At 66.7% G+C, this 24,364-nt stretch carries 36 protein-coding genes; 33 read left to right on the forward strand and 3 right to left on the reverse strand.

The window, feature by feature from the left end:
• Positions 1 to 21: 21 nt before the first annotated feature.
• The 24 genes from rplV (at position 22) to rplQ (ending at position 13,456) form a co-directional block, all read left to right on the forward strand.
• On the forward strand, positions 22 to 420 hold the full coding sequence (gene rplV, locus RWO82_RS02210; protein WP_194765133.1) for a 50S ribosomal protein L22: 399 nt from the start codon (positions 22 to 24) through the stop codon (positions 418 to 420).
• Positions 420 to 1,175 (forward strand): 30S ribosomal protein S3, encoded by a 756-nt coding sequence (gene rpsC / locus RWO82_RS02215; protein ID WP_017201587.1) that lies wholly within the window; start codon positions 420 to 422, stop codon positions 1,173 to 1,175. The genes rplV and rpsC overlap by 1 nt, the downstream gene beginning before the upstream one ends.
• Positions 1,175 to 1,594, forward strand: coding sequence for a 50S ribosomal protein L16 (gene rplP / locus RWO82_RS02220; protein WP_056312870.1), 420 nt, complete (start codon positions 1,175 to 1,177; stop codon positions 1,592 to 1,594). The genes rpsC and rplP overlap by 1 nt, the downstream gene beginning before the upstream one ends.
• Positions 1,594 to 1,911 carry a 50S ribosomal protein L29 gene (gene rpmC, locus RWO82_RS02225; protein WP_194765134.1) on the forward strand — a complete coding sequence of 106 codons (318 nt, stop codon included), beginning with the start codon at positions 1,594 to 1,596 and terminating at the stop codon, positions 1,909 to 1,911. Before rplP ends, rpmC begins: the two co-directional genes overlap by 1 nt.
• A complete protein-coding gene (rpsQ, locus tag RWO82_RS02230) occupies positions 1,911 to 2,228 on the forward strand; it encodes a 30S ribosomal protein S17 (protein ID WP_314422704.1) in 318 nt (105 codons plus the stop codon). The genes rpmC and rpsQ overlap by 1 nt, the downstream gene beginning before the upstream one ends.
• Positions 2,225 to 2,593, forward strand: coding sequence for a 50S ribosomal protein L14 (gene rplN / locus RWO82_RS02235; RefSeq protein WP_053097479.1), 369 nt, complete (start codon positions 2,225 to 2,227; stop codon positions 2,591 to 2,593). Before rpsQ ends, rplN begins: the two co-directional genes overlap by 4 nt.
• 3 nt (positions 2,594 to 2,596) lie before the next feature.
• The gene (rplX, locus tag RWO82_RS02240) at positions 2,597 to 2,956 is read left to right on the forward strand and encodes a 50S ribosomal protein L24 (RefSeq protein ID WP_045253837.1); all 360 of its coding nucleotides are present in this window, start codon (positions 2,597 to 2,599) and stop codon (positions 2,954 to 2,956) included.
• Positions 2,956 to 3,546 (forward strand): 50S ribosomal protein L5, encoded by a 591-nt coding sequence (gene rplE, locus RWO82_RS02245; protein ID WP_314422712.1) that lies wholly within the window; start codon positions 2,956 to 2,958, stop codon positions 3,544 to 3,546. The genes rplX and rplE overlap by 1 nt, the downstream gene beginning before the upstream one ends.
• Positions 3,547 to 3,679: 133 nt before the next feature.
• A complete protein-coding gene (gene rpsH, locus RWO82_RS02250; protein ID WP_314422716.1) occupies positions 3,680 to 4,078 on the forward strand; it encodes a 30S ribosomal protein S8 in 399 nt (132 codons plus the stop codon).
• A gap of 6 nt (positions 4,079 to 4,084) precedes the next feature.
• The gene (rplF, locus tag RWO82_RS02255; protein WP_314422720.1) at positions 4,085 to 4,621 is read left to right on the forward strand and encodes a 50S ribosomal protein L6; all 537 of its coding nucleotides are present in this window, start codon (positions 4,085 to 4,087) and stop codon (positions 4,619 to 4,621) included.
• Between the two features lie 2 nt (positions 4,622 to 4,623).
• Complete coding sequence (gene rplR / locus RWO82_RS02260; RefSeq protein ID WP_029260926.1) at positions 4,624 to 4,983, forward strand: 50S ribosomal protein L18; 360 nt, start codon at positions 4,624 to 4,626, stop codon at positions 4,981 to 4,983.
• Positions 4,984 to 5,003: 20 nt separating this feature from the next.
• A complete protein-coding gene (rpsE, locus tag RWO82_RS02265) occupies positions 5,004 to 5,678 on the forward strand; it encodes a 30S ribosomal protein S5 (protein WP_314422727.1) in 675 nt (224 codons plus the stop codon).
• Complete coding sequence (gene rpmD, locus RWO82_RS02270; protein ID WP_067121122.1) at positions 5,678 to 5,863, forward strand: 50S ribosomal protein L30; 186 nt, start codon at positions 5,678 to 5,680, stop codon at positions 5,861 to 5,863. The genes rpsE and rpmD overlap by 1 nt, the downstream gene beginning before the upstream one ends.
• Entirely contained in the window at positions 5,863 to 6,480 is a 618-nt protein-coding gene (gene rplO, locus RWO82_RS02275) for a 50S ribosomal protein L15 (RefSeq protein WP_314422731.1), read from the forward strand. Before rpmD ends, rplO begins: the two co-directional genes overlap by 1 nt.
• A 102-nt stretch (positions 6,481 to 6,582) precedes the next feature.
• Positions 6,583 to 7,905 carry a preprotein translocase subunit SecY gene (gene secY, locus RWO82_RS02280; protein WP_314422733.1) on the forward strand — a complete coding sequence of 441 codons (1,323 nt, stop codon included), beginning with the start codon at positions 6,583 to 6,585 and terminating at the stop codon, positions 7,903 to 7,905.
• Positions 7,902 to 8,498, forward strand: a complete 597-nt coding sequence (locus RWO82_RS02285) for an adenylate kinase (RefSeq protein ID WP_314422736.1) — start codon at positions 7,902 to 7,904, stop codon at positions 8,496 to 8,498. The genes secY and RWO82_RS02285 overlap by 4 nt, the downstream gene beginning before the upstream one ends.
• Before the next feature lie 9 nt (positions 8,499 to 8,507).
• The gene (gene map / locus RWO82_RS02290) at positions 8,508 to 9,356 is read left to right on the forward strand and encodes a type I methionyl aminopeptidase (RefSeq protein ID WP_314422740.1); all 849 of its coding nucleotides are present in this window, start codon (positions 8,508 to 8,510) and stop codon (positions 9,354 to 9,356) included.
• A gap of 173 nt (positions 9,357 to 9,529) precedes the next feature.
• A complete protein-coding gene (locus RWO82_RS02295) occupies positions 9,530 to 10,207 on the forward strand; it encodes a thioredoxin domain-containing protein (RefSeq protein ID WP_314422743.1) in 678 nt (225 codons plus the stop codon).
• Positions 10,208 to 10,382: 175 nt separating this feature from the next.
• A complete protein-coding gene (infA, locus tag RWO82_RS02300; protein ID WP_028496510.1) occupies positions 10,383 to 10,604 on the forward strand; it encodes a translation initiation factor IF-1 in 222 nt (73 codons plus the stop codon).
• A gap of 64 nt (positions 10,605 to 10,668) precedes the next feature.
• Positions 10,669 to 10,785: a 50S ribosomal protein L36 gene (gene rpmJ / locus RWO82_RS02305; protein ID WP_005050492.1), complete on the forward strand. Its 117-nt coding sequence runs from the start codon at positions 10,669 to 10,671 to the stop codon at positions 10,783 to 10,785.
• Positions 10,786 to 10,931: 146 nt separating this feature from the next.
• Positions 10,932 to 11,306 (forward strand): 30S ribosomal protein S13, encoded by a 375-nt coding sequence (gene rpsM / locus RWO82_RS02310; RefSeq protein ID WP_017829190.1) that lies wholly within the window; start codon positions 10,932 to 10,934, stop codon positions 11,304 to 11,306.
• A gap of 31 nt (positions 11,307 to 11,337) precedes the next feature.
• Positions 11,338 to 11,736 (forward strand): 30S ribosomal protein S11, encoded by a 399-nt coding sequence (gene rpsK / locus RWO82_RS02315; RefSeq protein WP_017829189.1) that lies wholly within the window; start codon positions 11,338 to 11,340, stop codon positions 11,734 to 11,736.
• Positions 11,737 to 11,869: 133 nt separating this feature from the next.
• A complete protein-coding gene (locus RWO82_RS02320) occupies positions 11,870 to 12,859 on the forward strand; it encodes a DNA-directed RNA polymerase subunit alpha (protein ID WP_201471273.1) in 990 nt (329 codons plus the stop codon).
• 33 nt (positions 12,860 to 12,892) lie between these two features.
• Positions 12,893 to 13,456 (forward strand): 50S ribosomal protein L17, encoded by a 564-nt coding sequence (gene rplQ / locus RWO82_RS02325; protein WP_314422772.1) that lies wholly within the window; start codon positions 12,893 to 12,895, stop codon positions 13,454 to 13,456.
• Between the two features lie 77 nt (positions 13,457 to 13,533).
• Here the strand turns inward: rplQ and RWO82_RS02330 are convergent, their stop codons facing one another.
• Entirely contained in the window at positions 13,534 to 15,108 is a 1,575-nt protein-coding gene (locus RWO82_RS02330) for an AMP-binding protein (RefSeq protein WP_314422775.1), read from the reverse strand.
• 110 nt (positions 15,109 to 15,218) lie between these two features.
• Between RWO82_RS02330 and RWO82_RS02335 the strand changes: the two genes are divergently transcribed.
• The 5 genes from RWO82_RS02335 (at position 15,219) to RWO82_RS02355 (ending at position 18,592) form a co-directional block, all read left to right on the forward strand.
• The gene (locus RWO82_RS02335) at positions 15,219 to 16,019 is read left to right on the forward strand and encodes a sulfite exporter TauE/SafE family protein (RefSeq protein ID WP_314422778.1); all 801 of its coding nucleotides are present in this window, start codon (positions 15,219 to 15,221) and stop codon (positions 16,017 to 16,019) included.
• 60 nt (positions 16,020 to 16,079) lie between these two features.
• Positions 16,080 to 16,547, forward strand: coding sequence for a MaoC family dehydratase N-terminal domain-containing protein (locus RWO82_RS02340; RefSeq protein WP_314422781.1), 468 nt, complete (start codon positions 16,080 to 16,082; stop codon positions 16,545 to 16,547).
• Positions 16,547 to 16,945, forward strand: a complete 399-nt coding sequence (locus tag RWO82_RS02345) for a MaoC/PaaZ C-terminal domain-containing protein (RefSeq protein WP_314422782.1) — start codon at positions 16,547 to 16,549, stop codon at positions 16,943 to 16,945. The genes RWO82_RS02340 and RWO82_RS02345 overlap by 1 nt, the downstream gene beginning before the upstream one ends.
• Before the next feature lie 14 nt (positions 16,946 to 16,959).
• Positions 16,960 to 18,093, forward strand: coding sequence for a UDP-N-acetylmuramate dehydrogenase (locus RWO82_RS02350; protein ID WP_314422847.1), 1,134 nt, complete (start codon positions 16,960 to 16,962; stop codon positions 18,091 to 18,093).
• A 97-nt stretch (positions 18,094 to 18,190) separates the two neighbouring features.
• Complete coding sequence (locus RWO82_RS02355; RefSeq protein ID WP_314422784.1) at positions 18,191 to 18,592, forward strand: VOC family protein; 402 nt, start codon at positions 18,191 to 18,193, stop codon at positions 18,590 to 18,592.
• Positions 18,593 to 18,760: 168 nt separating this feature from the next.
• On the opposite strand, the gene RWO82_RS02360 is transcribed toward RWO82_RS02355, so the two are convergent.
• A complete protein-coding gene (locus RWO82_RS02360) occupies positions 18,761 to 19,960 on the reverse strand; it encodes a pyridoxal phosphate-dependent aminotransferase (RefSeq protein WP_314422787.1) in 1,200 nt (399 codons plus the stop codon).
• 49 nt (positions 19,961 to 20,009) lie between these two features.
• Entirely contained in the window at positions 20,010 to 21,437 is a 1,428-nt protein-coding gene (locus tag RWO82_RS02365) for an amino acid permease (protein WP_314422789.1), read from the reverse strand.
• 192 nt (positions 21,438 to 21,629) lie between these two features.
• Between RWO82_RS02365 and RWO82_RS02370 the strand changes: the two genes are divergently transcribed.
• The 4 genes from RWO82_RS02370 (at position 21,630) to RWO82_RS02385 (ending at position 24,349) form a co-directional block, all read left to right on the forward strand.
• The gene (locus RWO82_RS02370; protein WP_314422792.1) at positions 21,630 to 22,088 is read left to right on the forward strand and encodes an Lrp/AsnC family transcriptional regulator; all 459 of its coding nucleotides are present in this window, start codon (positions 21,630 to 21,632) and stop codon (positions 22,086 to 22,088) included.
• Between the two features lie 32 nt (positions 22,089 to 22,120).
• Positions 22,121 to 22,948 carry a PaaX family transcriptional regulator C-terminal domain-containing protein gene (locus RWO82_RS02375; RefSeq protein WP_314422795.1) on the forward strand — a complete coding sequence of 276 codons (828 nt, stop codon included), beginning with the start codon at positions 22,121 to 22,123 and terminating at the stop codon, positions 22,946 to 22,948.
• Between the two features lie 79 nt (positions 22,949 to 23,027).
• Positions 23,028 to 23,486, forward strand: a complete 459-nt coding sequence (locus RWO82_RS02380) for a cupin domain-containing protein (protein WP_314422798.1) — start codon at positions 23,028 to 23,030, stop codon at positions 23,484 to 23,486.
• A complete protein-coding gene (locus RWO82_RS02385) occupies positions 23,483 to 24,349 on the forward strand; it encodes an acyl-CoA thioesterase domain-containing protein (RefSeq protein WP_314422801.1) in 867 nt (288 codons plus the stop codon). The genes RWO82_RS02380 and RWO82_RS02385 overlap by 4 nt, the downstream gene beginning before the upstream one ends.
• Positions 24,350 to 24,364: the final 15 nt, after the last annotated feature.

Here is a 24,364-nt window from a genome sequence, read left to right on the forward strand (position 1 = left end):
GCGGGCGTAGAGGAGAGAGAAATGGTGGAGTCCATCGCACGCGTGCGACACATCCGCGTGACCCCTCAGAAGGCTCGTCGTGTCGTCGCGCTCATCAAGGGCAAGCAGGCCCAGGAGGCTCTGGCGATCCTGAAGTTCGCACAGCAGAGCGCCAGTGAGCCGATCTACAAGCTTGTCGCGTCGGCCATGGCCAACGCGCAGGTCAAGGCGGATCGTGACGGCGAGTACCTCGACGAGCAGGACCTGTACGTGGCTAACGCCTACGTCGACGAGGGCACGACGCTCAAGCGTTTCCAGCCCCGTGCACAGGGTCGCGCTTTCCAGATCAAGAAGCGCACGAGCCACATCACGGTCGTGCTCTCGACGCCTGCTGCAGCTCCGGCTGCCGCGAGCGACAGCAACAAGAAGGCGAGCAAGTAATGGGACAGAAGGTAAACCCGTACGGCTTCCGTCTCGGCATCACCACGGACCACGTGTCGCGCTGGTTCTCGGACTCGACGAAGCCGGGTCAGCGTTACGCCGACTACGTGGCCGAGGACATCAAGATCCGCAACCTGCTGAAGACGCAGCTCGACCGCGCCGGTGTCTCGAACATCGAGATCGAGCGCACCCGTGACCGCGTCCGCGTCGACATCCACACCGCCCGTCCGGGCATCGTGATCGGTCGTCGTGGAGCCGAGGCCGAGCGTATCCGTGGCGACCTCGAGAAGCTCTCGGGCAAGCAGATCCAGCTGAACATCCTCGAGGTCAAGAACCCCGAGGCCGACGCTCAGCTCGTCGCACAGGGCATCGCCGAGCAGCTCTCTGCTCGTGTGGCGTTCCGCCGTGCGATGCGCAAGGGTCTCCAGGGCGCGCAGCGCGCTGGCGCCAAGGGCATCCGCATCCAGGTCTCCGGCCGCCTCGGCGGCGCCGAGATGAGCCGCTCGGAGTTCTACCGCGAGGGTCGTGTGCCGCTGCACACGCTGCGCGCGAACATCGACTACGGCTTCTACGAGGCGAAGACCACCTTCGGCCGCATCGGCGTGAAGGTCTGGATCTACAAGGGCGACCTGACGGCGAAGGAGCTCGCTCGCGAGCAGGCCAACGCCCCGAAGGCTCGTCGTGATGACCGTGGTGGCGACCGTCGTCGTGCACCGCGCAACGAGGCACCCGTCGCAGAAGGAGCGTCTGCCTGATGCTTATTCCCCGTAAGGTCAAGTTCCGCAAGCAGCACCACCCCGGCCGTAGCGGCCAGGCGACCGGTGGCACGAAGGTCTCCTTCGGCGAGTACGGAATCCAGGCGCTCACGCCTGCATATGTGACGAACCGTCAGATCGAGTCCGCTCGTATCGCGGTCACGCGTCACATCAAGCGTGGCGGCAAGGTGTGGATCAACATCTACCCCGACCGTCCCCTCACCAAGAAGCCTGCCGAGACCCGCATGGGTTCCGGTAAGGGTTCCCCCGAGTGGTGGGTCGCCAACGTCAAGCCGGGTCGCGTCCTCTTCGAGGTCTCCGGCGTGAGCGAGGAACTCGCTCGCGAGGCACTGACCCGTGCCATTCACAAGCTGCCTCTCAAGGCACGCATCATCAAGCGCGAGGAGGGCGACGCGTAATGGCGATCGGCACCAAGGAGCTCGCTCCGGCAGAGCTCGACACGTTCGAAGACCAGCGCCTCGTTGAGGAGCTGCGTAAGGCCAAGGAGGAGCTGTTCAACCTCCGTTTCCAGTCGGCCACCGGCCAGCTGGAGAGCCACGGCCGCATCCGCGCCGTGAAGCGCGACATCGCGCGTCTCTACACCGTGATCCGTGAGCGCGAGCTGGGCATCCGTGCGACGCCCGCTCCGGTCGAGGTTCCGGCCAAGAAGGCGTCCAAGTCGAAGGCGAAGAAGGCGGATGCCGCTGACGACGCCGTGAAGGAAGAGGCTGAGTGATGGCCACCAAGAAGGAAGCCGCAGTCGAGGCTGAGCACGCCGCACACGACGTCCGCGACGAAGACGCTCGCGGTTACCGCAAGTCGCGTCGTGGCTACGTCGTCAGCGACAAGATGGACAAGACCATCGTGGTCGAGGTCGAGGACCGCGTGAAGCACCCGCTTTACGGCAAGGTCATCCGCCGCACCTCGAAGGTCAAGGCGCACGATGAGGCGAACACCGCCGGCATCGGCGACCTCGTCCTGATCAACGAGACCCGCCCGCTCAGCGCCACCAAGCGCTGGCGTCTGGTGGAGATTCTGGAGAAGGCCAAGTGATTCAGCAGGAGTCTCGCCTCAAGGTCGCCGACAACACCGGCGCGAAGGAGCTGCTCACCATCCGTGTTCTCGGCGGCTCGCGTCGTCGTTACGCCGGTCTGGGTGACACGATCGTCGCGACCGTCAAGGACGCGATCCCCGGCGGAAACGTCAAGAAGGGCGATGTGGTCAAGGCCGTCATCGTCCGCACGGTCAAGTCCACGCGTCGTCCCGACGGCTCGTACATCAAGTTCGACGAGAACGCCGCCGTCATCCTGAAGAACGACGGGGAGCCCCGCGGCACCCGTATCTTCGGACCGGTCGGTCGTGAGCTTCGCGACAAGAAGTTCATGAAGATCGTCTCGCTCGCGCCGGAGGTTATTTAAGTCATGGCGAAGATCAAGAAGGGTGACCTGGTTCAGGTCATCACCGGAGCCACGCAGGAGCGTGGCGGCGACCGCGGCAAGCAGGGCAAGGTCCTCGAGATCCTGTCCGACAAGAACCGCGTCATCGTCGAAGGCGTGAACTACGTCACCAAGCACACGCGTGTCGGTCAGACGCAGCGTGGCACCAAGACGGGAGGCCTCGAGACCGTCGAGGCGTCCATCCACATCTCGAACGTCGCACTCGTCGACCCCTCGACCAAGAAGCCGACCAAGGTCGGCCACCGGGTCGAGGAGCAGACCAAGGACGGCGTCAAGCGCACCGTCCGCGTGCGCTACGCGAAGAAGAGCGGTAAGGACCTCTGATGGCAGCTACTGACGCTGCGGAGGCTGTCAAGGTGCAGCCCCGCCTGAAGGCGAAGTACAACACCGAGATCAAGAAGGCTCTGCAGGAAGAGTTCGGCTACGCCAACGTCATGCAGATCCCCGGCCTGGTCAAGGTCGTCGTGAACACCGGTGTCGGCGAGGCAGCTCGCGACAGCAAGGTGATCGATGGTGCGGTCGACGACCTCACCAAGATCACCGGTCAGAAGCCGATCGTCACGAAGGCCCGCAAGTCCATCGCGCAGTTCAAGCTGCGTGAGGGTCAGGCCATCGGCGCACACGTCACCCTTCGTGGTGACCGTGCGTGGGAGTTCGTGGACCGCCTGGTCTCGCTCGCACTGCCCCGCATCCGCGACTTCCGCGGTCTGTCGGCCAAGCAGTTCGACGGCAACGGCAACTACACCTTCGGTCTCCAGGAGCAGAGCGTGTTCCACGAGATCGATCAGGACAAGATCGACCGGGTTCGCGGTTTCGACATCACCGTCGTCACCACCGCGAAGACGGATGACGAGGGTCGCGCCCTGCTGCGTCACCTCGGCTTCCCGTTCCGGTCGGAAGACGCTCAGGCGTAGTCACTTCGACGGGCTCAGGGGCCAGTGGTCACTGAGCCCGTCGAATTGCACGTAGACTCGAAGATTGCGTGCTCATCGCAGGCCGTCTGTCGTGTAACGGCAGCCGGAACCGTATGAACAAAGGAAAACACCAATGACAATGACAGACCCGGTCGCAGATCTGCTGACCCGTCTGCGCAACGCGAACTCGGCGCACCACGATTCCGTGACGCTGCCGTCGAGCAAGCTGAAGACGCACATCGCCGACATCCTCCAGCAGGAGGGCTACATCGCCGGCTGGGAGACCACTGACGCTCGCGTGGGCAAGAACCTCACGCTGCAGCTGAAGTACGGCCCCAACCGCGAGCGTTCGATCGCGGGCATCAAGCGCGTGTCGAAGCCCGGCCTCCGCGTCTACGCGAAGTCCACCGAGCTCCCCAAGGTCCTCGGCGGCCTCGGCGTGGCCATCCTGTCCACCTCCTCCGGTCTTCTCACCGACCGTCAGGCAGAGCAGAAGGGCGTGGGCGGAGAAGTTCTCGCCTACGTGTGGTAATCGAAAATGTCGCGTATCGGACGACTTCCCATCGACGTTCCCGCGGGCGTGACCGTTTCGGTCGACGGCCGTGAGGTCGCGGTGAAGGGCCCCAAGGGTGAACTCACCCTGACGGTCGCCAGCCCCATCGAGGTCGCGGTCGAGGAGAACCAGGTTCTCGTCACTCGCCCCGACGACGAGCGCGAGTCGCGGTCGCTTCACGGCCTGACCCGCACGCTCATCAGCAACAACATCATCGGCGTGACCCAGGGCTACACCAAGGGTCTCGAGGTCGTCGGCACCGGTTACCGCGTGGCTCAGAAGGGCAGCTCGGTCGAGTTCGCCCTGGGCTTCTCGCACCCGGTCCTGATCGACCCGCCCGCCGGCATCACGCTCACGGTCGAGGGCACCAACAAGCTCACCGTCAGCGGGATCGACAAGCAGGCTGTCGGCGAGGCAGCTGCCAACATCCGCAAGATCCGCAAGCCCGAGCCGTACAAGGGCAAGGGCGTGCGCTACGCCGGCGAGAACGTGCGTCGCAAGGCCGGAAAGAGTGGTAAGTAACCATGGCTCTCAAGTCAAAGTCTGACGCCCGCGCGCGTCGTCATGCCCGCCTTCGCAAGAAGGTCGTCGGCACCGAGGTGCGTCCGCGCCTCGTCGTCAACCGTTCGGCTCGCCACGTCTTCGTGCAGCTTGTCGACGACAGCAAGGGTCACACCGTCGCGTCGGCTTCGACGCTCGAGACCGACCTGCGCTCGCTCGAGGGTGACAAGACCGCCAAGGCACGCAAGGTCGGCGAGCTTCTCGCCGAGCGCGCGAAGGCTGCCGGCGTTTCCGAGGCAGTGTTCGACCGTGGCGGCAACCGCTACGCAGGTCGTGTCGCCGCCATCGCCGACGGCGCCCGCGAAGGGGGTCTGGCACTGTGAGTGACAACAAGGAGAACGAAGTGACCGAAGCGGCAGCTGCCACTTCCGAGACTGCCACCGGCACCACGCAGGCAGAGCCGACTCAGCGCGACAACCGTCGCGGCGGTGGCCGTGGTGACCGCAACCAGGGTGGCCGTGACCGCAACTCGCGCGACCGTGGGGACAACCAGTTCCTCGAGCGCGTCGTCACCATCAACCGCGTCTCGAAGGTCGTGAAGGGTGGTCGTCGCTTCAGCTTCACCGCTCTCGTGGTCGTCGGCGACGGCAACGGTCTGGTGGGCGTCGGCTACGGCAAGGCCCGCGAGGTGCCCCTGGCCATCTCGAAGGGTGTCGAAGAGGCCAAGCGCAACTTCTTCCGCGTTCCGCGCGTCGCGAGCACCATCCCGCACCCCGTGCAGGGTGAGGCAGCCGCCGGTGTGGTGCTGCTTCGTCCGGCCGCTGCCGGTACCGGTGTCATCGCCGGTGGTCCGGTCCGCGCCGTGCTCGAGTGCGCCGGTATCCACGACGTGCTGTCGAAGTCGCTCGGTTCGTCGAACACGATCAACATCGTGCACGCGACGGTGGAGGCACTGAAGCAGCTCGAGGAGCCCCGTGCGGTCGCCGCGCGTCGTGGCCTCGAGTTCGACCAGGTCGCCCCCGCGCGTCTTGTCCGCGCCGAGGCTGACGCCATCGCCGCACAGAAGGTAGGTGCCTGATGGCCGCCCGGCTCAAGGTCACGCAGATCAAGTCCAAGGTGAGTGAGAAGCAGAACCAGCGCGACACGCTGCGTTCGCTCGGTCTCAAGCGCATCGGTGACAGCACCGTTCGCCCCGACGACGCGCAGACGCGCGGCTACGTCAAGACCGTCGCACACCTCGTCAAGGTTGAGGAGATCGACTAATGGCTGAGAAGAACGAAGCCGCGGGCGCCGAGAAGGCCCCGAAGAAGGCCGCTGCTCCCAAGGCAGCCGCCGAGAAGAAGCCCGCCGCCAAGAAGGCGCCCGCAGCTGCTGCAGGCACCAAGACGGAGGCTGCCGCTTCGAAGAAGTCTGCGCCGAAGAAGGATGCTCCGGCATCCCGCCCCGGCGTGCTCAAGGTGCACCACCTGCGTCCGGTCCCCGGATCCAACACCGCCAAGACCCGTGTCGGTCGCGGTGAGGGCTCCAAGGGAAAGACCGCGGGTCGCGGTACCAAGGGCACCAAGGCCCGCAACACCGTTCGCGTCGGCTTCGAGGGTGGGCAGATGCCGCTGCACATGCGCACCCCGAAGCTGCGCGGGTTCAAGAACCCGTTCCGCGTCGAGTACCAGGTCGTGAACCTGGACAAGCTCGCGGAGCTGTACCCCACGGGTGGCGATGTCACCATCAGCGACCTGGTCGCCAAGGGTGCCGTTCGCAAGAACGAGAAGGTCAAGGTTCTCGGAGACGGCGACATCGCCGTCAAGCTCACCGTCGCGGTCGACAAGGTCTCGGGTTCCGCCGAGCAGAAGATCGTGGCGGCCGGCGGATCCGTCAAGTAACCACTTCATGAGAGGGGTCGGAGATTCTCCGGCCCCTCTTATGGGTTAGCCTGTTCTTTCAGCCGTCCCTCAGGATCGGCAACCTTTTCAGGAGGCACGTCCTTGTTTAGCGCCATCGCGCGGATCTTCCGCACGCCAGACCTGCGTCGGAAGATCGGCTTCACGCTCGCGATCATCGCGATCTACCGACTGGGCTCCAACGTCCCGGCTCCGTTCGTGAACTTCCCGAACGTCGAGCAGTGCCTCGCTCTCAACGCGGGCACCGACGGACTCCTCGGACTCGTCAACCTCTTCTCGGGCGGCGCGCTCCTCCAGCTCTCGATCTTCGCCCTCGGCGTCATGCCGTACATCACCGCGACGATCATCACCCAGCTCCTGCGCGTGGTCATCCCGCACTTCGAGGCGCTGCACAAAGAGGGTCAGGCCGGTCAGGCCAAGCTGACCCAGTACACGCGCTACCTCACGATCGCGCTTGCACTTCTCCAGTCCACGACCCTGGTCACGGTGGCACGCAGCGGTCAGCTCTTCGGCACGACCGAGATCGCCGCATGCCAGAACCTTCTCACCAACGACGTGTGGTGGGCGCAGCTGCTCATCATCATGGCGATGACGGCAGGAACCGGACTCATCATGTGGTTCGCCGAGCTCGTCACCGAGCGCGGCATCGGCAACGGAATGTCGCTCCTGATCTTCACCTCCATCGCCGCGACCTTCCCCGGCGCCATGTGGCTCATCTGGGAGAGCCGCGGTTTCGAGGTGTTCCTCATGGTTCTCGCTGTCGGTGTGATCGTGATGGGCCTCGTCGTGTTCGTCGAGCAGTCCCAGCGACGCATCCCCGTGCAGTACGCCAAGCGCATGGTGGGTCGTCGCACATACGGCGGCACCAACACCTACATCCCGATCAAGGTCAACATGGCCGGTGTGATCCCCGTGATCTTCGCATCGTCGCTGCTGTACATCCCGGCCCTGATCGCGCAGTTCAACACCCCGCAGGACGGCTCCGAGCCCGCCGCGTGGGTCACGTGGATCTCCACGTACTTCACGACGGGCGACCAGCCGATCTACATGCTGGCGTACTTCCTGCTGATCATCGGCTTCACCTACTTCTACGTCGCGATCACGTTCAACCCCGTCGAGGTCGCCGACAACATGAAGAAGTACGGCGGCTTCATCCCCGGCATCCGTGCCGGTCGTCCGACCGCCGAGTACCTCGACTACGTGCTCACCCGCATCACGCTGCCAGGGTCCATCTACCTCGGCCTGATCGCGCTGATCCCGCTCATCGCTCTCGCCACCGTCGGCGCCAACCAGAACTTCCCGTTCGGTGGCGCGTCGATCCTCATCATCGTGGGTGTCGGTCTCGAGACGGTCAAGCAGATCGACGCGCAGCTGCAGCAGCGTCACTACGAAGGGCTCCTCCGATGACTCGATCAGCTCGTCTCCTCATCGTCGGCCCGCAGGGCTCGGGCAAGGGCACCCAGGGTGTCCGGATCGCCGAGTCCTACGGGATCCCCGTCGTCTCGACGGGCGACATCTTCCGCGCGAACATCAAAGAGGGTACGGACCTCGGTCAGAAGGTCACGGCGATCCTCGACAGGGGAGACCTGGTTCCCGACGAGCTCACGAGCGAGATCGTGCGCGATCGCCTGACGCAGGATGACGCCGCCCACGGCTTCCTCCTCGACGGATACCCGCGCAACACGGCACAGGTCGCGCACCTCGAGGAGTTCCTCGCGAGTCGCGGAGAGTCGCTGGATGCCGTCATCCTTCTCGACGTCCCCCGCGAGGAGAGCATCGAGCGACTCGCACTGCGTGCCGCCGAGCAGGGGCGCTCGGATGACACGGAAGAGGCCATCGCGCACCGTCTGGACATCTACGAGAAGGAGACCGCTCCTATCCTCGACGTCTACGGCACCCGTGGAATCGTCGACCGCATCGACGGCGTCGGCTCGCTCGACGAGATCACCGAACGCGTGTTCGCGGCACTGACGGCGCGTGGTCTGCGCCTCGCAGCCTGATCGCTGTCGATGTTCCGAAAGTCGATCTACAAGTCGCCCGCCCAACTGCGGGCGATGGTCGAGCCGGGTCTCATCACCGCCGCCGCACTGGACGCCGTCCGTCCGCTGATCCGGCCCGGTGTCACGACGCTCGAGCTCGACGCCGAGGCCAACCGCGTGATCGTCGGACGGGGCGCGGAGTCGAACTTCCAGCTCGTGCGCGGCTACCGGCACACCACCTGCATCTCGGTGAACGAGGAGGTCGTGCACGGCATCCCCGGCGAGCGTGTGCTGCAGGCCGGCGACATCGTCTCGATCGACTGCGGTGCCCAGTACCAGGGATGGAACGGCGACAGCGCGATCACCGTCGTCGTCCCCGATGACAGTCGACCCGAGCTCGTCGCTCAGCGACTGGAGCTGTCGCGTGTGACCGAAGGATCGATGTGGGCGGGCATCGCGGCGATGGCGTCCGCATCTCACCTCGGCGACATCGGGGCGGCGATCCAGGGGTACATCGAGGCTCAGGGTCCGTCGGCCGTGTCGGGGCAGACCTACGGGATCCTCCGCGAATACGTCGGTCACGGGATCGGACGCAAGATGCACGAGGCGCCGAGCGTCTTCAACTACCGCACGCCCGATCCCGGAGCAGAGATCAAGCCCGGACTCGTGCTCGCGATCGAGCCGATGGTCACCGCGGGCGGCGAAGAGACGTTCCTCGAGGACGACGACTGGACGGTCTCGACGGTCGACGGCAGTGACGGTTCGCACTGGGAGCACAGCGTCGCCGTGCACGCGGGCGGCATATGGGTGCTCACGGCCCCTGACGGGGGAGCAGCGGGTCTTGCGCCGTTCGGCGTGGCACCGACGCCCATCGCCTGACCCGGGGCGCCTGGCGGGCGCGCTGGTCCGCTGATGCAGGTCCGTCGTGGTCGCGGGTCCGGATCACAACGCGTACATAGGATTCTCCGGGCAGAATAGGTGCGGGTGCGTGCGCACCCGCTGACTTCACGCCGGGCCCGCCGTCTCGCGGGCCCCGACAGAAACGGAAACCCATGGCAGCCGCGAAGAGCAACACCAACTGGTTCGTGATCGGAGTGTCCGCGGCGGTCGTGGTCGTGCTGGCCGTGCTCGCCACCGTCGTGGTGGTGCTCAACAACCAGGCGACGGCGCCGGGGGTCGCTCCCGACAGTGAGATCGTGAATCAGGAGACCGGCGCGATCTCGTTCGGTGACGGCGATCAGACGATCGACACGTACATCGACTTCATGTGCCCGATCTGCGGCCAGTTCGAGGATGCGTACGGCGAGCAGCTGCAGGCGGCTGCTGCGGACGGCACCATCACGCTCAACATCCACCCGATCTCGATCCTCGACCGTGCGTCGCAGAACACCCAGTTCTCGACGCGCGCGGCGAACTCGATGTACTGCGTCGCGACGGAGGCGCCCGACGCGGCGCTCGACTACTTCAACCTCCTCTTCGCCAACCAGCCCGAGGAGAACACCGCGGGTCTGAGCGATGACCAGCTCATCGAACTCGCGACGCAGGCAGGCGCGGATTCCGCTGCAGACTGCATCACGGACGGCACGTACTCGCGCTTCGTGGCGAACCGCACGACCGAGACCCCCGTCGACCCGGCCACGGGCAACTTCGGCACCCCGACCGTCGCCATCAACGGCGACCGCATCGACAACTCGGAGATCGCCACCGAGTTCGCCAAGATCCTCGGCTGACCCCGACATGCGACGGGAGTTCCGGCATCCTGCTCAGGTTGCCGGAACTCCTTTCGTCGTCTAACATAGATCTTTGGTGCTTTGCGCCCTGATTCGGCGTGTCTGAATCGGTGCGGCACCGCAATCCCAATCACCCACCGCAGATCGACCGGTCTGCAGAAGCGTCAGCGAGGCTATGGCTAAGAAAGACGGTGTCATCGAGATCGAAGGTGTGATCTCCGAGGCTCTGCCCAACGCGATGTTCCGTGTTGAGCTCACCAACGGGCACAAGGTCCTGGCAACGATCTCAGGAAAGATGCGGCAGAACTACATCCGCATCATCCCCGAGGACCGCGTGGTCGTGGAGCTCAGCCCCTACGACCTGACCCGCGGTCGCATCGTCTACCGCTACCGCTGATCGGTCGAGAAGTAACGGCCTGCCCCACCTCGGGGCGGTACGAAGACAGCGAACAGGAAACATCATGAAGGTCAACCCCAGCGTCAAGCCCATCTGCGATCACTGCAAGGTGATCCGCCGCCACGGCCGCGTCATGGTGATCTGCAAGAGCAACCCGCGCCACAAGCAGCGCCAGGGCTGAGCCCCGGCGTCGGGCCGCTCTTACGGACTGACTCACAACTCAATACACGACGGCAGGATCAGATCCCACGCGAGTGGGGGACACCTCGGGGCGGAGGCCCGAGCACCGATCCTGCTCCACACCTCCACCAAACTCAGGAGAACCGCATGGCACGTCTTGCCGGCGTTGACATCCCGCGTGACAAGCGCGTGGTGATCGCCCTTACCTACATCTACGGCGTCGGCCGTACCCGCTCGGTCGAGATCCTCAAGGCGACCGAGATCGACGAGAGCATCCGCGTGAAGGACCTCAGCGACGACCAGCTGATCGCCCTCCGCGACCACATCGAAGGCAACTACAAGGTGGAGGGTGACCTGCGCCGCGAGGTCGCCGCAGACATCCGCCGCAAGGTCGAGATCGGCTCCTACGAGGGCATCCGCCACCGTCGTGGTCTCCCGGTCCGTGGTCAGCGCACCAAGACCAACGCCCGTACCCGCAAGGGCCCGAAGCGCACCGTCGCAGGCAAGAAGAAGGCCCGCTAAGCGCGGCCCCAGGGACTAGGAGAACACTTTCATGGCTGCACCCAAGGCCGCCGCGCGCAAGCCGCGCCGCAAGGAAAAGAAGAACATCGCGCTGGGCCAGGCCCACATCAAGTCGACGTTCAACAACACGATCGTCTCGATCACCGACCCGTCCGGCGCTGTCATCGCGTGGGCATCGTCGGGTGGCGTGGGCTTCAAGGGCTCCCGCAAGTCGACCCCGTACGCCGCCGGCATGGCAGCCGAGTCCGCAGCCCGCCAGGCTGCGGAGCACGGCGTCAAGAAGGTCGACGTCCTCGTGAAGGGTCCGGGCTCCGGCCGCGAGACCGCGATCCGTTCGCTCCAGGCCGCAGGCCTCGAGGTCGGCTCGATCCAGGACGTCACCCCGCAGGCGCACAACGGCTGCCGCCCGCCGAAGCGTCGCCGCGTCTGACACGGCTTGTTGAGCCGCTCGTGCCTGAGGGTGCGAGCGGCTCGACGCCCGCCAGCGGGCATCGACTTCCACAACTCAAGACCTCACCCCACCACATGTCATATAGCGGGCATGTGATCGAAAGGAACACAGAGTGCTTATTGCACAGCGTCCCACACTGACCGAGGAAAAGATCGTCGAGAACCGGAGCCGGTTCATCATCGAGCCTCTGGAGCCCGGCTTCGGATACACGATCGGCAACGCGCTTCGTCGCAGCCTGCTGTCGTCGATCCCCGGTGCCGCGGTCACCAGCGTTCGCATCGACGGAGTGCTGCACGAGTTCAGCACCATCCCCGGCGTGAAGGAGGATGTCACCGAGATCATCCTCAACATCAAGCAGCTCGTGGTCTCGTCGGAGCGCGACGAGCCCATCACGGCGTACCTGCGCAAGACCGGTTCGGGCGAAGTGACCGCCGCTGACATCTCGGCTCCGGCCGGTGTCGAGGTGCACAACCCCGAGCTCGTCATCGCGACTCTCAACGAGACCGCGAAGTTCGAGCTCGAGCTCACGATCGAGCGTGGCCGCGGCTACGTGTCGGCGACCCAGAACCGCAACGAGTACGCCGAGGCCGGTCAGATCCCGATCGACTCGATCTACTCGCCGGTCCTCAAGGTCAGCTACCGCGTCGACGCCACCCGTGCGGGTGAGCGCACCGACTTCGACAAGCTCGTCCTCGACGTCGAGACCAAGTCGGCGATCAGCCCCCGCGACGCCGTCGCTTCGGCTGCCAAGACGCTCACCGAGCTGTTCGGCCTCGCACGCGAGCTGAACGTCGAGGCCGAGGGCATCGAGATCGGCCCGGCGCCGGTGGAGGCTGTGAACTCCAGCGAGCTGTCGATGCCGATCGAAGACCTCGACCTGTCGGTCCGCTCTTACAACTGCCTGAAGCGTGAGGGCATCAACACCGTTTCTGAGCTCGTCGCCCTGTCGGAGACGCAGCTCATGAACATCCGCAATTTCGGCCAGAAGTCGGTCGACGAGGTGCGCGACAAGCTCATCTCGCTCGGTCTGTCGCTCAAGGATTCGGTGCCCGGTTTCGACGGCGCCCACTTCTACAGCGGCAGCGAAGACGAGTCCTTCTGATACCCGACCTTTCTGACCAGGAGTTAGACGATTATGCCCAAGCCCACTAAGGGTCCCCGCCTCGGAGGCGGCCCCGCCCACGAGCGCCTGCTGCTTGCCAACCTCGCGGCTGCGCTGTACACCCACAAGTCGATCAAGACGACCGAGACCAAGGCCAAGCGCCTGCGTCCGCTCGCCGAGCGCCTGATCACCTTCGCCAAGCGCGGAGACCTTCACGCTCGTCGCCGCGTTCTCTCGGTCATCGGTGACAAGGATGTCGTGCACACCCTGTTCGCCGAGATCGCCCCGCTCGTCGCAGACCGCGACGGTGGCTACACGCGCATCACCAAGGTCGGCAACCGCAAGGGCGACAACGCTCCCATGGCCGTGATCGAGCTCGTCCTCGAGCCCGTCACCCCCAAGGCGAAGTCGACCAAGAAGGCCGCCAAGGCTGAGACGCCCGCCGAGGTCGTCGAGGAGGCTCCCGCCGAGGAGACCGCTGCCGAGGAGACCGCTGCCGACGAGGCTCCCGCAGCCGAGGCCGGCGCCGAGTCGCAGGCCGAGGGCGAAGCCGCTGAGGCCGCTGCCGAAGACGCTGTGGAGAAGAAGTCCGAGTAAGGACCTCGCTCACGACGAAGCCCGCCGCCCCTCTCGGGGTGGCGGGCTTCGTCGTCTCTTCGATCGGCGCGCTGATGTCACACCCGGGTGCGCAGGTCCTTCCGCAGGATCTTCCCGGAGGCCGACTTGGGGATCGCGTCGATGAACTCGACCTGCCGCACCTTCTCGTGGGGCGCGACATTCGCCGCGACATGCGCGATCACAGCCTCCTCCTCGAGCGTCGCCCCGGACTGCCGCACCACGAAGGCTTTGGGCACCTCCTGTCCGTCGTCATCGAGGACGCCGATGACGGCGGCATCCGCGATCGACGGATGCTCGAGCAGCACAGCCTCGAGCACGGCCGGTGCGACCTGATAACCCTTGTACTTGATGAGCTCCTTGAGTCGGTCGACGATGCGGAAGACGCCGTCGTGCGTGACGGTCGCCACGTCTCCGGTGTGCAGCCACCCCTCGGCGTCGAGCATCTCATTCGTCGCATCGGGACGGTTCAGGTAGCCCTTCATCACCTGTGGCCCTCGGATGAGCAGTTCGCCGGGGGAGCTCGCGCCGTCCGCCGGCGCCTCGATGTCGCTGCCGTCTTCGGCCACGAGCCGCGCCTCGGTGTTCGCGAGCAGCATGCCGACCGAGGAGCGGTCGATGTCGGAGCGATCGTACGGGATCGCATGTGTCACGGGGCTCGTCTCGGTCATGCCGTATCCCTGACACACCGTGCAGCCGAGTCTGGTCTCCACCGCCGAGGCGAGCGCGCCGTCCAGCGGAGCCGCCCCGGAGAAGATGACCTTGACCGACGACATGTCGTACTGGTCGACGAGGGGGTGCTTCGCCAGCGCGACCGCGATCGGCGGCGCGATGAACACCCAGCTCGTGCGGTGCTCCTGCACGACACGGAGGAACTCGGTGAGGTCGAACCTCGGCATCGTCACGAGTGCGGCCCGCTGACGCAGTGCGAAGTTCAGCAGCACGGTCATGCCGTAGATGTGGAAGAACGGCAGCACCGCGAGCACCCGGTCGTCGTCGCCGAGCGAGATGGTCGAACGGCACTGGCTCACGTTGGCGATGAGATTCCGGTGTGTGAGCATGACCCCTTTCGGGCGTCCCGTCGTGCCCGACGAGTAGGGGAGTACGGCGAGATGCGTCGCGGGGTCGAACGACACGTCGGGTGCGGCACGACCCTCGCCCAGCAGCGCGGGGAGAGACGGATGCCCGTCGGCTCCGTCGAGGACGATGAGGTGATCTGCGTCGAGGCCGAGCGACTCCGCTGCCTCCTTCGCGGCGGGCAGCAGAGGGGAGACGGTGATGAGCCACGTCGCTTCGGCATCCGTCAGCTGGTTCGCGATCTCCTCGGGCGTGTAGAGCGAGTTGATGGTGGTCGCGGTGGCCCCTGCCCGCAGGATGCCGTGGAACACCGTCGCGAATGCCGGGACGTTCGGGCAGAGCACCCCGATCGTGGTGCCGACTCCGACACCGCGGGCCGCCAGAGCGCCGGCGAACAGGTCGATCTGGCCGATCAGCTGCCGGTAGGTGGTGGTCGCGCCCGAGACTCCGTCGATCAGTGCGACGGCGTCGAGGCGATCTTCGTCGACATCGCCGAACAGGAACTCGTGGATCGAGACCGCGGGGATCTCGACGTCGGGATAGGAACTGCGCACCATGGAGATCTCCTTCGATCCGGGCGACCTCGTCGTCGTCGGTGCGATCCAGTGTCGCACACGAGGGGACTGCGTCCCAGAGGCGAGGGTGCTGCGAGGAGTAGGCTGATCCGGTGACTGACGCAGAGACCCTGAACAGAGGGCCTCGCGCCTATACGGCCTTCATCGGCATCGGCCTGCTCGCGGGCCTTCTCTCCGGACTCTTCGGAGTCGGCGGGGGCACGGTCATCGTTCCGCTGCTCGTGCTGTTCCTGCACTTCAACCAGCGTCTCGGAGCGGGCACCTCGCTCGCGGCGATCGTGCCGACGGCGACTGTGGGCGTGGTCTCCTACGCGGTCAACGGGGCCGTGGCATGGATCCCTGCCCTCATCCTCGCGGCCGGCGCGGTGGTCGGAGCGCAGATCGGCACGCGTCTGCTGCCCAGGATCTCGCAGACGGTGCTGCGCTGGTTCTTCGTCGGCTTCCTCGTGATCGTGATCGTGAGCCTGTTCCTGGTGGTGCCTTCGCGCGATGCCGAGTTCGAGCTGCAGCTGCTGACCGGGCTCGCGTTGCTCGTGGTCGGCGTCGGCACGGGCATCCTCGCAGGTCTCATCGGCGTGGGTGGGGGAGTGATCGTCGTGCCCGTGCTCATGCTGGCCTTCGGTACGAGCGATCTGGTGGCCAAGGGGACCTCGCTCCTGATGATGATCCCGACGGCGATCTCGGGGACGATCGGCAACCTGCGCAACCGCAACGTCGATCTGGTCGCCGCCGCGATCGTGGGGATCTCGGCATGTGCGACGACCGCGCTCGGCGCGTGGCTCGCCACCCTCATCGATCCACTCGTGGGCAACATGCTCTTCGCGGCATACCTGGTGGTGATCGCGGTGCAGATGGCCATGAAGGCGATCAGGGGCCGCGCGAAGAAGGACTGAAGGGCCCGCGATCGGGCCGCCCGGCACCGCGCTCCTCGACCGAGAACGTAGGATCGAAGGGTGGCAGTGAACCAAGATCTGGTCGGCCGGGAGTTCCCGCCGACGACCCCCTACCTCGTCGGCCGTGAGAAGGTGCGCGAGTTCGCGCGCGCCGTCTTCGCCGATGCCCCGCAGCACACCGACGTCGGGGCCGCTCGTGCGGCGGGCTTCGCCGACGTCGTGGCGCCACCGACCTTCGCGATGGTGATCCAGGACCACACGCTGCAGCAGCTCCTCGCCGAACCCGACTCGGGAATCGTGCTCGCGCGCACGATCCATGCCGAGCAGAAGTTCTCGTACACACGGCCGATCGTCGCCGGCGATGAGCTGACAGGCCTGCTTCGCGTCACCGGCATCCGCATGATGGGCGGCAACGCCATGCTCACGAGTGCGGCCGAGATCACGGATGCCGCGGGCGAGCACGTCGTCACGGCCACCAGCGTGCTGCTGGTAGGCGCCGACGACAGCGCAGAAGAGGGAGCCGAGTGATGTCGTACGCCGTCGGAGACGTGATCGCCGAGCGCACCGTCCACCTCACCCGCGAGTCTCTGGTGCGCTATGCCGGTGCCTCGGGGGATTTCAACCCGATTCATTACCGCGACGATGTCGCCGCCGCGGTGGGCCTCCCCGGCGTGCTCGCGCACGGCATGCTCACGATGGGCATCGCGTCGTCTGTGGTCGTCGCCGCGCTCGAGCCCGGTGCGCGCATCCTCGACTACGGCGTGCGGTTCACCAAGCCCGTCGTGGTCGACCCCGAGCACGGTGCCGACCTGCACGTCGTCGCGACCGTCGGAGCCGTCGACGACACCGCCGCGCGCATCGATCTCAAGGTCACGTCCGATGAGACGACGGTGCTCGTCAAGGCGCAGCTGCGCGTCGCCGTCTGATGGGCGACACCGTGGTGCACGAGATCGAGCCGCTGCGGCTCGCGACCCTCACGACCCTGCGCACCGGCGCCGCCCCCGAGCGCATGGTCGACGCCACCACGTCCGACGAGCTCGTCGCGGCCCTCCGCGACGTATGGGCCCGTGGCGACGAGTGGTTCGTGCTCGGCGGCGGTTCGAACCTGTTCATCGGTGACGAGGCGTTCGAGGGCACGGTCATCCGCGTGCTCACCCGTGGCGTCGAAGAGCTGCCGTCTCCGCACGCCGGCCGCATCCGCCTGCGCGTGCAGGCCGGGCACGGCTGGGACGATCTGGTCGCCTACGCAGTCGAGCGCGGTTACGCCGGACTCGAGGCCATGAGCGGGATCCCCGGCACCGTCGGCGCCTCACCCGTGCAGAACATCGGAGCCTACGGACAGGAGATCCAGGAGACCCTGGTCGAGGTCGAGCTCATCGACGAGGCCACGGGAGAGGTCTCGGTCGTGCCGGCCTCCGAGCTGGGTCTCGGGTTCCGCACCTCGGTGCTGAAGCACCACTATGGCAGCGTCCCCGAGCGCCGCGCCGTGATCCTCTCGGTCACGGTCGACCTGCTCGTGGCCGGTGACCGCATCGTGCGCGGCGAGCAGCTGCGGCGGGCGCTCGGCCTCGACTCCGATGCGCCCGTGTCGCTGTCGTGGGTGCGCGAGCGCATCCTCGCCACGCGCGCATCCAAGGGGATGCTGCTCGACGACGACGATCCCGACACGCACAGCGTGGGGTCGTTCTTCCAGAACGCGATCGTCCCCGAGACTGTCGCTCGCGCGCTGCCGCCCGAGTGCCCACGCTGGCCGGTGGCCCCCGACCTCGACGCCGTCACCGTGATCCCGCTCTCCTCCTACGACGGTCTGGTACCGTCATCGAAGGCCGTCGAGGCGGCCGACGTCAAGGTGAGCGCAGCCTGGCTTATCGAGCACGCCGGCATCCGCAAGGGTTTCAAGCTGCCGCGTTCGCGCGCCTCGGTGTCGACCAAGCACGCCCTCGCACTCACCAACCGTGGCGGCGCGACGGCGGCCGAGGTCGCGGAGCTCGCGCGCTTCATCCAGAGCAGGGTGCACGCCGAGTTCGGTCTGGTGCTGCAGCCTGAGCCGGTGCTGCTCGGCGTCGAACTGTAGGTGCAGAGGGTCGTCGACCTCGGTGAGGGCAAGCCCCGGAGGTATCGGAGCGCGGTCACCGACTGACAGGGTCGCCGGTTCGCCGTACACTCGCGGCATGAGCGGACTGATCCCCTACCTGCTGTTCCCGGGCAACGCCGCAGAGGCGCTCGAGCACTACCGATCCGTCTTCGGCGGTGAGCTGCAGACCCTCGACTACGCCGCCGCGGGCCGTCACGACGGGCCCGGCGACGCGATCGCCCACGGGCAGCTGACGGGGCCGGTCGAACTCGCAGGCGCCGATGCGGGAGCCGACGACGACGCCGTGCAGATGAGCGGCATGTTCCTGTCTCTGCTGGGCACGGCCGACGCCACGACGCTGACCAGCTGGTTCGATCGGCTGTCGGGCGGAGGCCGGGTCATCGACCCTCTGCAGAAACGCCCGTGGGGCGACTACGACGGCACCCTCGTCGACCGTTACGGCATCCGCTGGCTCATCGGCTTCCACGACGAGGACTGAGCACGCGAGTGGTTCGGTCGTCGAGCGAGGCCGCGAAGCGCCGCATCGCCTCGGTCGTCGAGCGAGGCCGCGCAGCGCCGCATCGCCTCGGTCGTTGAGCGAGGCCGCGAAGCGCCGCATCGCCTCGGTCGTTGAGCGAGGCCGCGAAGCGCCCGAGTCGAAACGCGGTCAGCTGAACAGCCGCTGCATCCGCTGCACGCCTTCGAGGAGCTGGTCGTCGCCGAGCGCATAGGACATGCGGATGTATCCCGACGGGCCGAACGCCTCGCCCGGAACCACGGCGACCTCCGCCTGCTCGAGGATCAGATCGGCGAGTTCGAGCGAGGTCGTCGGCGTCACTCCGCCCCAGGTGCGGCCGAGCAGCCCCTGCACGTCGGGGTAGACGTAGAAGGCCCCGAGCGGGTTGGGCACCACGAGGCCGTCGATCTTCGACAGCTCCGACACGATCAGGCGCCGGCGGCGGTCGAACGCCTCGCGGAACTGCTCGGCCTCGGTCTGCGGGCCCGTCAGCGCAGCGATCGCCGCCTTCTGCGCGACGTTGTTCACGTTGCTCGTCAGGTGCGACTGCAGGTTCCCCGCGACCTTGATGGCGTCGGCCGGTCCGACCATCCAGCCCACCCGCCATCCGGTCATCGCATAGGTCTTCGCGACGCCGTTGACGAGGATCGTCTGTCCGGCGACCTCCGGCACGGCCTGGACGATCGACGTCGCCGTCACGCCCTCGTACGTGAGGTTCTGGTAGATCTCGTCGGAGATCACCCAGATGCCGTGCTCGAGAGCCCACTCGCCGATGGCCTTCGTCTCCTCGGCCGTGTAGACCGAGCCGGTGGGGTTCGACGGAGAGACGAACACGAGCACCGTGGTGCGTTCGGTGCGGGCGGCCTCGAGCTGTTCGACCGTCACCTTGTAGTCCTGGTCGGCGCCGGCGAACACCTCGACGGGGGTGCCGTCGGCGAGGCGGATCGCCTCGGGGTAGGTGGTCCAGTACGGGGCCGGCAGCAGCACCTCGTCGCCCGGGTTCACCACTGTCTGGAAGGCCTGGTACACCGACTGCTTCCCCCCGTTGGTCACGATGACCTGGCTGGGGGAGACCTCGAGGCCCGAGTCGCGCAGCGTCTTCGCGGCGATCGCCTCGCGCAGTGCGGGTAGGCCCGGCGCCGGGGTGTACCGGTAGTTGGCGGGGTCCGCGAGCGCCTCGGCCGCGGCATCCACGATGAACTGCGGCGTCGCGAAATCGGGCTCGCCGGCCGCATACGAGATCACGGGCTTGCCTTCGGCCTTGAGGGCCTTCGCCTTCGCGTCGACCTTCAGGGTCGCCGACTCGGCGATGGCGGACAGTTTGCGAGAGAGAGGAGCGCGTTCGGTCACGACTACGAGCGTACTCGGCTCGTCCACGCGGATGACGGTTCGCAGGCGTTCAAGAATCGCGGTTCTTTCCGTCGGGCGTCGCCGCCTCCGCCACGTCGGGCACCGCAGCCGTGCGTCTGCGGCGGCTCCGCAGGCCGAGGAACGCGATCACCGCGATCAGCAGGCAGGGGATGCCGAACGGCAGCGTCGCGCGGAACTCCTCGGTCAGCGCCGTCGACACCGCGATCGCCACCATCAGCAGTGCCCCGATGATCGCTCCGATGCGCGAACCCCGCACCGCGTAGACCGGCTTCTCGCCGCGCGCGGCCAGCGTGCGGCGGAAGGCGACGTGCGTGACGAAGATCATGAACCACGTGAACAGGGCTCCGAACATCGAGATCGCGAACATCATGGTGAAAGCCTGCGCGGGATTCAGCACGTAGATCACGGTGGCCACGACGATGCCGCCGGTCGACAGCAGAAGGGCCTTCAGCGGCGTGCCGTTGCGGGCGACCTCGCCGAACGCCCTGGGCGCCTCGCCGGCACGGGACAGCGAGAACATCATGCGGGTCGAGATGTAGAGCTGGCTGTTCATGGCGGACAGCGCGGCGATGATCACGACGACGTTGAGCACGGAATCGGCGAAGGGGATGCCGACCACCTGCATGACGGTCACGAAGGGACTCGCACCCGACAGGATCTCGGACACCGGCGCGATCGAGACGATCAGCGAGAGCGTGAGGATGTAGAAGATCAGCAGCCGGAACGCGGTGACCTTGAACGCCTTCTTGACGGCCTTCTCGGGTTCGGCGGCCTCGCCCGCCGCGACCGCGATCATCTCGATGCTGAGGTAGCTGAAGATCGAGACGATCACGGCGAACCACATTCCGCTCGCACCGTTCGGCATGAACCCGCCCTCGGCGCCCCAGTTGTGCAGGCCGCGATCCCGGTCTCCCGAGAAGAAGACCAGCCACCCCGCGACGATGATGAAGGCGAGGATCGCGAACACCTTGATCGCCGAGAACCAGTACTCGAGCGTGCCGAAGCTCTTCACGTTCATCGCGTTGACCAGGATCAGGGCGCCGCCGAACAGCACCACCCAGATCCACGGCGGGATGCCAGGGAACCACAGCCCCATGTACTCGCCGACCGCGGTGACCTCGGTGCCGACCGCGAGCACGATGCACCCCCAGTACATGTAGCGCACGAGGAATCCCGCGAGCGGGCCGAGGTAGTGCTCGGCGTACGCGCCGAAAGAGCCGGATGTCGGATGCTGCACCGTCATCTCGGCGAGACCCGCCATGAGCATGAGCGCGATCATCCCGCCGATCAGGTAGTTCAGCACGACGCTCGGACCCGCGAATCCGATCGCGAACCTGCTGCCGAGGAACAGCCCGGTGCCGATGGCTCCGCCGAGCGCGATCATGCTCAGCTGTCGTGCGGTGAGCGCCTTGTGCAACCCGATCTCTCGGGTCTGGATGTCGGAGAATTCGGCCATCGTCGTCCTTCCATGCGTCGTCGCCGGGATGCGCATCGCGGCAGTGCGACACGAGCGGGCGGGATCCGGACTCGAGTCCGGCACGGAGGCAGAGTCTTGCAAGGATTCGAGTCGCATGGCACTGTTTCGGACAGGATTCAGGAGATCGCCGAATCACTGAACAGGATTCGGATGCAACCGAAGGGGTGTGCGATGACGATCACGGTGACGGAGAGCGATCGGGTGATCCTCCGCGAACTCGCCGCCGACGGCAGGCTGTCGAACAAGGAGCTGGCCGACCGCGTCGGACTCGCCCCGTCGACGTGCCACGGAAGGGTGCGCGCGCTCGAGGACGCAGGGGTCATCCGGGGCTACCGCGCCGTGATCGATCCCGTGGCGGCGGGCGCGGCGATCAGTGCGCTGATCTCGGTGGCGGTGCTCGATCACGCCCGCAGTCAGGTGACGGCGCTGGTGCCCGTGCTCCGCAGGGCCGCCGGAGTGCAGCAGGTCTTCCTCCTCGGTGGCGACCGCGACATCGTCATCCATGTCTCTGCGGCCGATGTGGCGTCGCTGCGCGAGTTCATCCGGGTGCACATCGGCTCGCACCCCGACCTGGGCCAGTCCCAGACGCAGCTGATCTTCGAGCATGCGGCGGGGGAGGCGTCAGCGTGAGAGCCGCGCACTCGCCGCTACGCTGAGTGGACGTGAAGACGGACGGGGAAGTCGTGGATGCCGACGAGTTGACGCCCGAGGCGGGGGTTCGTCCTCAGCACCTCATCGTGACGATCTTCGGACGGTACGTGCGCGCCCATGGTGGCGAGATCCGCATCGCCGCTCTCATCGAGATGATGGGAGCGCTCGGGGTCGACGCAGGCGTCGTCCGGTCATCGGTGTCCCGTCTCAAGCAGCGCGGCATCCTGGTGTCCGAGGGTGGCGGCGCCTATCGTCTGTCCGCGTCGCTGGATGAGGTCTTCGCGGCCGGGGATCGCCGCATCTTCGAGCCGCGTCGCGCGGCGATCGACGAGCCGTGGCTGCTCGCCTCGTTCAGCGTGCCCGAGAGCGAGAGACCCGTGCGGCATCAGCTGCGCACGCTCCTGCAGCGGTTGGGGTTCGGCCAGGTGAGCGGCGGACTGTGGGTCGCACCGGGGCAGATCGCCGAGGAGACCGGCGCGGCGCTGCGCAGCGCAGGACTCGACGGTTACGTCGAGATGTTCCTGGGCTCGAGGCTGTCATCCGAGCCGCTGCAGGATGCGGTGCGCGAGTGGTGGGACCTGCCGGCGATGGAGCCCCTGTATCGCGGGTTCGTCGATGCCTTCGGCGTCGCCGTCGACGAGCGCGACGAGAGGGCGGCCTTCGCCGCACACGTGCGCGCGATCACGCAGTGGCGTCGCCTCGTGTACCTGGATCCCGGGATCCCCGCCGACCTCCTCCCCTCCGGCTGGGTCGGCGTCGAAGCCGGGCGCCTCTTCGCCGACCTGCACCAGCGGCTCGAACCGCATGCCGAGCGCTTCGTGAGCGCCGTGATGCGCTGACGCTTCATATTGCTATCGCACTTGCGTGACGATCGTCACGTATGTGACACTTCTTCGACACGCAAGCGAAGGAGCTTTCATGACCGAGAACGAACGGGACACGCACGTCGAACTGCGCGGGGATCGGGTGCCGCAGGTGACCCGCGCCGGCGAGGAAGACACGCAGACCATGTCGTCGGGCGGATGCATCCGCGTCTCGGGCGTCGGCCCGCAGCACACCGAGGCGACGAAGATCTGGTTTGGGCAGGTCTCCAACGATCCCGGATATCGATCGCTTCCTCACCACCACGGCGAGGCCGAGACGGGCGGGTACGTGCTCAGGGGCTCGGCCCGCATCTACTTCGGCGAGGGGTACCGCGAGTATCTCGACATGAGCGCCGGTGACTGGGTCTTCGTGCCGCCCTTCATGCCGCACGTCGAGGCGAACATGTCGGTGACCGAAGAGCTGATCTGGCTGACCACCCGCACGCCGGACAACATCGTCGTGAATCTCGACGACGTCGATGACTCGACGCTCGACGGATTCCGCCGGGTATGAGCACGTCCGAGGCCTTCCTCCGCGCGATCGACCTCACCGAGGTGCACACCGCTTTCGGCGGCAGGGCGTTCGAAGCGCAGCCTCAGCCGGTGCCCTGGCCCAAGGCCTACGGCGGCGACACCGTGGCGCAGAGCGTGGCGGCGGCGCTGCGCACCGTCGACGACGACCGCGCGCTGCACTCCGTGCACAGCACGTTCCTGCGGGGCGTCGACGTCGCGGAGCCGATGCACTACGACGTCGAGATCATCCGCGATGGGCGGGGATTCTCGACCCGGCATGTGCGAGGGCACCAGCACGGCAGGCTCGCCTTCATGGCGACGGCCTCGTTCCATGTGCCCGAGGCCTTCCCTCAGCACGGCCCGGCGATGCCCTCGGTGCCGGCACCCGAGAGCCTGCGCTCCTCGGCCGAGGCCCTCGAAGGGCACGAGGGCGCCGACATCGACTACTGGTCGCACGGCCGCAGCTTCGACATGCGTCACGTCCCCGGCACCCTCTACCTCGAGGTCGAGGGTGAGCGCACCGCTCATCAGGCCGTGTGGGTGCGTTCGTTCGAGCGCCTCGACGACGATCCGCGCACGCACCAGGTGGCGCTCGCGTACGTCTGCGACTACACGATCCTCGAGCCGGTGCTGCGCGTCCTCGGTCTGCCGTGGCGTGCGGAAGGACTCGTCACGGCAAGTCTCGACCACGCGATGTGGTTCCATTCGCCCGCACGCGCCGATCAGTGGCTGCTGTACGCGCAGGAGTGCGCCGGCGTCGCCGACGGCCGAGGACTCGGCCTCGGTCGGTTCTACACGCACGACGGACGGCTCGTCGCGACCGTCGCCCAGGAAGGGATGATCCGTCCGGGTCGTCCGCTCTGACTCCACCTCCATCCT

It is taken from the genome of uncultured Microbacterium sp. (genome assembly GCF_963521645.1).
In the GTDB taxonomy this organism is placed as follows: Bacteria; Actinomycetota; Actinomycetes; order Actinomycetales; family Microbacteriaceae; genus Microbacterium.

Coding starts and splice junctions, on each gene's coding strand:
- RWO82_RS02380 (WP_314422798.1), top strand. CDS start 23,028: ATGACCGAGAACGAACGGGACACGCACGTCGAACTGCGCGGGGATCGG.
- rpsC (WP_017201587.1), top strand. CDS start 420: ATGGGACAGAAGGTAAACCCGTACGGCTTCCGTCTCGGCATCACCACG.
- RWO82_RS02365 (WP_314422789.1), bottom strand. CDS start 21,437: ATGGCCGAATTCTCCGACATCCAGACCCGAGAGATCGGGTTGCACAAG.
- rplX (WP_045253837.1), top strand. CDS start 2,597: ATGGCGAAGATCAAGAAGGGTGACCTGGTTCAGGTCATCACCGGAGCC.
- rplO (WP_314422731.1), top strand. CDS start 5,863: ATGGCTGAGAAGAACGAAGCCGCGGGCGCCGAGAAGGCCCCGAAGAAG.
- rpsH (WP_314422716.1), top strand. CDS start 3,680: ATGACAATGACAGACCCGGTCGCAGATCTGCTGACCCGTCTGCGCAAC.
- rpsK (WP_017829189.1), top strand. CDS start 11,338: ATGGCTGCACCCAAGGCCGCCGCGCGCAAGCCGCGCCGCAAGGAAAAG.
- rplR (WP_029260926.1), top strand. CDS start 4,624: ATGGCTCTCAAGTCAAAGTCTGACGCCCGCGCGCGTCGTCATGCCCGC.
- rpmD (WP_067121122.1), top strand. CDS start 5,678: ATGGCCGCCCGGCTCAAGGTCACGCAGATCAAGTCCAAGGTGAGTGAG.
- RWO82_RS02345 (WP_314422782.1), top strand. CDS start 16,547: ATGTCGTACGCCGTCGGAGACGTGATCGCCGAGCGCACCGTCCACCTC.
- rpmC (WP_194765134.1), top strand. CDS start 1,594: ATGGCGATCGGCACCAAGGAGCTCGCTCCGGCAGAGCTCGACACGTTC.
- RWO82_RS02295 (WP_314422743.1), top strand. CDS start 9,530: ATGGCAGCCGCGAAGAGCAACACCAACTGGTTCGTGATCGGAGTGTCC.
- rplP (WP_056312870.1), top strand. CDS start 1,175: ATGCTTATTCCCCGTAAGGTCAAGTTCCGCAAGCAGCACCACCCCGGC.
- rplQ (WP_314422772.1), top strand. CDS start 12,893: ATGCCCAAGCCCACTAAGGGTCCCCGCCTCGGAGGCGGCCCCGCCCAC.
- RWO82_RS02355 (WP_314422784.1), top strand. CDS start 18,191: ATGAGCGGACTGATCCCCTACCTGCTGTTCCCGGGCAACGCCGCAGAG.
- rpsM (WP_017829190.1), top strand. CDS start 10,932: ATGGCACGTCTTGCCGGCGTTGACATCCCGCGTGACAAGCGCGTGGTG.
- rplV (WP_194765133.1), top strand. CDS start 22: ATGGTGGAGTCCATCGCACGCGTGCGACACATCCGCGTGACCCCTCAG.
- rplE (WP_314422712.1), top strand. CDS start 2,956: ATGGCAGCTACTGACGCTGCGGAGGCTGTCAAGGTGCAGCCCCGCCTG.
- rpmJ (WP_005050492.1), top strand. CDS start 10,669: ATGAAGGTCAACCCCAGCGTCAAGCCCATCTGCGATCACTGCAAGGTG.
- RWO82_RS02330 (WP_314422775.1), bottom strand. CDS start 15,108: ATGGTGCGCAGTTCCTATCCCGACGTCGAGATCCCCGCGGTCTCGATC.
- rplF (WP_314422720.1), top strand. CDS start 4,085: ATGTCGCGTATCGGACGACTTCCCATCGACGTTCCCGCGGGCGTGACC.
- RWO82_RS02385 (WP_314422801.1), top strand. CDS start 23,483: ATGAGCACGTCCGAGGCCTTCCTCCGCGCGATCGACCTCACCGAGGTG.
- map (WP_314422740.1), top strand. CDS start 8,508: ATGTTCCGAAAGTCGATCTACAAGTCGCCCGCCCAACTGCGGGCGATG.
- RWO82_RS02285 (WP_314422736.1), top strand. CDS start 7,902: ATGACTCGATCAGCTCGTCTCCTCATCGTCGGCCCGCAGGGCTCGGGC.
- RWO82_RS02370 (WP_314422792.1), top strand. CDS start 21,630: ATGACGATCACGGTGACGGAGAGCGATCGGGTGATCCTCCGCGAACTC.
- rpsQ (WP_314422704.1), top strand. CDS start 1,911: ATGGCCACCAAGAAGGAAGCCGCAGTCGAGGCTGAGCACGCCGCACAC.
- infA (WP_028496510.1), top strand. CDS start 10,383: ATGGCTAAGAAAGACGGTGTCATCGAGATCGAAGGTGTGATCTCCGAG.